Annotated in this window: 4 protein-coding genes; 3 read left to right on the plus strand and 1 reads right to left on the minus strand. The window is 37.7% G+C overall.

The window, feature by feature from the left end; genetic code table 11:
- Positions 1-43 precede the first annotated feature (43 nt).
- Positions 44-166 (minus strand): hypothetical protein, encoded by a 123-nt coding sequence (locus tag F6K13_RS19850; RefSeq protein ID WP_275670407.1) that lies wholly within the window; start codon positions 164-166, stop codon positions 44-46.
- A 329-nt stretch (positions 167-495) separates the two neighbouring features.
- Between F6K13_RS19850 and F6K13_RS19855 the strand changes: the two genes are divergently transcribed.
- The 3 genes from F6K13_RS19855 to F6K13_RS19865 all read left to right on the plus strand — a co-directional run.
- Complete coding sequence (locus F6K13_RS19855) at positions 496-2427, plus strand: carbamoyltransferase (RefSeq protein WP_287288129.1); 1932 nt, start codon at positions 496-498, stop codon at positions 2425-2427.
- A gap of 269 nt (positions 2428-2696) precedes the next feature.
- A complete protein-coding gene (locus tag F6K13_RS19860) occupies positions 2697-3356 on the plus strand; it encodes a hypothetical protein (protein WP_287288131.1) in 660 nt (219 codons plus the stop codon).
- A 658-nt stretch (positions 3357-4014) separates the two neighbouring features.
- On the plus strand, positions 4015-4485 hold a 471-nt coding region (locus tag F6K13_RS19865), incomplete at its 3' end, for a hypothetical protein (RefSeq protein ID WP_287288133.1).

The raw sequence follows: 4485 nt of genomic DNA on the forward strand, positions 1-4485 counted from the left end.
TTAAGTTAGCTGATTTTGCTAACTTATCAATGATATAAAAAAATCAAAATATTAGAGAAACTACTACTAGGAAAGCCTTTAAGTTTCTCTGTAAAACATCACTTCCCATTGATAGTAATTCTGTTAAACTAAGTTTTTCATTTTTAATTTTAGAGGGATTATTCATAATATAGTATTTATAAATAGCAAACTCAAATATACCAAAGTCTTTGAGAATTGATATTAGCGATCGCTCTTAATTATGTAACTAATTTTAGAAGTGGTAATTTCTCTAAATTGACTGAATTAAATTTTTATGGTAGACGGCGATCAATACAACTTGCCAGCAATACATTATCCCCTCAATGATGGAGAACTTAATTTAGTATTGTCTAAATTTTTACAAGGTAACTAGATGACTATAACTGTGATGAACTATAATCTGAAGATATTTTTAGTTAAATTTTGGCCAAAATATAAACAAAAGGCCCTATGTGAGGAGAAAAATTTATAGATATGAACATTCTGGGAATTTCAGCTTATTACCACGACAGTGCCGCCGCCCTTGTATGTGATGGAAAAATTATCGCTGCTGCTCAAGAAGAAAGATTTTCTCGTAAAAAACACGATGCCAGATTTCCGAAAAATGCTATTTCTTATTGTCTGAAAGAAGCGAATATCGAATTACTCGATCTAGATCAAATCGTTTTCTATGACAAACCTTTAATTAAATTCGAGCGACTTCTGGAAACTTACCTCAGTTATGCTCCTAAAGGTTTTCGCTCTTTTCTGATGGCAATGCCAATTTGGTTAAAAGAAAAATTATATTTGAAAACTGTATTAAGAAAAGAATTAGCTACATTAGGGCAGTGTAAAGCATCCCATCTTCCCAAACTCATGTTTACCGAACATCATCAAGCTCATGCTGCTTCGGCATTTTTCCCTAGTCCGTTCGATCGCGCTGCGGTAATGTGTCTGGATGGAGTCGGTGAATGGGCGACTACTTCGGTTTGGTTGGGAGAAGGAAATAAACTTACTCCCCAGTGGGAAATAGATTTTCCGCACTCTTTGGGTTTGCTCTACTCAGCTTTTACTTATTACACTGGTTTCAAAGTTAACTCTGGGGAATACAAACTTATGGGTTTAGCTCCCTACGGAGAACCTAATTATGTGGATTTGATTTTAAATAACCTGATAGATTTAAAAGCTGATGGTACTTTCCGGTTGAATATGGAATATTTCAACTACACAACTGGGTTGACCATGACTAATCAGAAATTTGACAAATTATTTGGCGGTTCTCCTCGGAAAGCAGAAACAAAAATTAGTCAACGAGAAATGGATATTGCTGCTTCTATTCAGAGAGTGACTGAGGAAGTGGTGTTGCGTCTGAGTCGAACCGTGCAAAAAGAACTGAATGCTGACTACCTTTGTTTGGCAGGGGGGGTAGCTCTGAATTGTGTGGCGAATGGCAAGATTTTACGGGAAGGAATTTTTAAAGATATTTGGATTCAACCTGCTGCGGGAGATGCTGGTGGAGCGTTAGGTGCTGCTTTAGCTATTTGGTACGAATACCACGACCAACCACGGGTAATAGAAAAGGCGATCGAGAATATTCCAGAGAAGGAATTAATTTCTGTGGAGTCTGGAAATTCTGCCGTTTCTGTGGCAAAACCTCCTGTTTGTCGCGCTCCGAATGATATGATGCAGGGTGCTTATCTCGGACCGAAGTTTACAGATGAGGAAATTAGGGAATATCTGGATGCTATTCAGGCGAAATATGAATATTTGCCAGATTCGGAGTTAATGCCACGGCTAGCAGAAATTTTAGATAACGGTAATGTTGTCGGATGGTTTCAAGGTCGGATGGAATTCGGACCCCGTGCTTTGGGAGGACGCTCTATTATTGGCGACCCCCGGAATCAAAAAATGCAGTCGGTAATGAATTTGAAGATTAAGTATCGGGAGTCTTTCCGACCTTTTGCTCCTTCAGTTTTGGCGGAACGAGTTTCCGATTATTTTGACATTGAACATTCTAGTCCTTATATGTTGTTGGTAGCTCCGGTGCAGGAGAATTTGTTAATTCCTATGACAGAGGAGCAAAAGCAGTTGTTTGGAATTGAAAAGTTGAATGTACCGCGTTCTGAAATTCCGGCAATTACTCATGTTGATTATTCGGCAAGAATTCAAACTATTCATCAAGAGACTAATCCTCGTTATTACGATTTGATTCGGCATTTTGAGAAGTTGACGGGATGTGGGGTAATCGTGAATACTTCTTTTAATGTAAGAGGTGAGCCTATTGTTTGTACGCCCGAAGATGCTTATCGGTGTTTTATGCGGACAGAGATGGATTATTTGGTGGTGGAGAATTTTTTGATGGCGAAGACTCAGCAGATTCCTTGGCAAAAGGATGAGTCTTGGAAAGAGGAGTTTGAGTTGGATTAGAACTGAATCAAAATTTAAAAGTTAAAATTAGCTTGTTATGAGTGGATTCGTTAATATTGCCGCTCAAACAAAGTTAAATTTTTAACTTTAGCCAAAACGCTAGATAAGCAGTATACTCTTTTAGAGTACATTCTTTTCAAGAACTCTTTTGAGTTAGATAGTTGTCTAATTATATCCACTCTAGAACAAGAAAGTGAAATCTAGGAGGCCAAATGAAAGCAAGCTTATCTTTAAGATGTGCAATCTTGACAAGTATCACAATTCCCCTTATGGCAGCTAAACCAGCGGGTGCAATGTCTTTCACAAATCTTAGCCAATTTAACTCATCTGTGAGTTCTCCAATAGATATCTTATTTACAGAGACTCTCGATTTTACTTTTGCTACAGGTGCAACGTTTTCAGGTGTTCAAGCCGGAACGTTTAACCCTGAACCATTTCAACAAGTCTATGCAAACCTGGGTGTAGTTTTTGCAGAAGGAGCTGCTGGATTGGGTGTTCCTTTTGGTAACGACAACAAGCCTGGTACTCAACTAGGTGGAACTGATGCTGTACTTGTTGGCAATTTTGGATTTGATTCGCCAGCATTGGGAGCTTTTTTTGTTGATCCACAAACACCTAATGGCTTCGTTAGTCCATCTCAAGCTTTTGCAGTGGGTGGTGAGGTTATAACTCCTGGTAATGTGACGTTTAGTGTTTTTGATATTAATGGAAACTTGATTCAATCAGTAACTCGGAACGGTAGTGGTTTCCTTGGAATTACTTCATCAACCCCAATTGCTGCTGCTACATTTGAATATGATGATCGCAATTCAAGTAGTTTGGATATTTTTATTTTCCAAATTGAACCTGAAGATGTCCCTGAACCTAGTTTCGTTTTCGCCTGTGTGGGTCTTAGTTTTGTGTTTATTCGTCGCAAACGCATGAAGTAGTTTTAAGTTTGACCAGTAAGCAGTCGTCTTGTGTCAGTAAGGTGCGTTAATGAAATGTAATGCACCATCTTTATGAGGACTTACGCAGTACCGCCACATATAGTGTATTATTTGGTCATTATTGCTGATATAGCCACTATAATTAGTGCCATTCCGTAAGTCCTGTTTATTTTAATTTTTGTGTGTTAAGCTGATGCTTTTTCCTCAAGAATGCTTTGCATATTCTAAAAATGAAAATGTATAACCCACCACACCCAGGCAAAGTACTCAAAGAACTCTGTTGCTTGCTAGAGCTGAAAAATATAGTCTATCCAAGACTTATATCTACAAAATGTTTATGTTTTTACGCCATTAATCTGTGTTATTATTACAAATGTCTGCTAAGACCAGAGGATTTTAGCAACGATTATGGAGTGTTTTGCACTCGACTTTTCATAAGGATGAAAACCCCAGAGGGAGTCCTAAACTCAATGTGTTTGAGCGGAACATTAACCTTCGCATGCCAGTAGACTTATGGACAGGTGAGTCGGAAAATCGCTTAACCTCACCGATGAAGAGCGTGTCTAGGATTGTCTAGATTTTTAGAAGGTGTAGCAAATATTATTGACAACCTTAGACAAGCTTTGCTAATCTTAAGTAAAGTGATTCAATGTAAGTAATGGCAAAATCTCACGGTTCCTTAACAGGGATAGAAGCAAAAATTGAATATCATCCTGTTTTTGAGGAACTGGGAGAATTGTATGAATCCTGGCAACGGTCTGCTGTCAACTGGATGCAAACTGAGAACTTGTCAGATTCTGTTGTAGAAAAGCGTCTAATGAAGCGGTTTAACATCCAATGGGCATGGGCTGATTCAATTGCTACTGAAGCAACTCAATGCCTAAGCCAATTAAAAACAGCTAAGAACAACAATATCACTAAATTAGAGTTACAAATTAAAGCTAAAACAACTGCTGCAAAAAAACTCATCACTAAACTAGAAAAAACATTAAAATTAGCAAAAAAAAAAGGTTTTCCGCATCTACAAGCCCGAAATAAATTTTTTCATCAATTGCTAGGTTTAAAGAGTAAAATTCAGAAAATAGCTAGTCTGAAACGAAAATTAAAGAAGTTAAAAAACACAGAACGT

Origin of the sequence: Okeania sp. SIO2B9 (assembly GCF_010672505.1) — a bacterium.
Lineage (GTDB): Bacteria > Cyanobacteriota > Cyanobacteriia > Cyanobacteriales > Microcoleaceae > Okeania > Okeania hirsuta.

Excerpts from the sequence above, each read along its gene's own strand:
- F6K13_RS19850 (WP_275670407.1), bottom strand. The coding sequence starts at position 166 with ATGAATAATCCCTCTAAAATTAAAAATGAAAAACTTAGTTTAACAGAA.
- F6K13_RS19860 (WP_287288131.1), top strand. The coding sequence starts at position 2,697 with ATGGCAGCTAAACCAGCGGGTGCAATGTCTTTCACAAATCTTAGCCAA.
- F6K13_RS19855 (WP_287288129.1), top strand. The coding sequence starts at position 496 with ATGAACATTCTGGGAATTTCAGCTTATTACCACGACAGTGCCGCCGCC.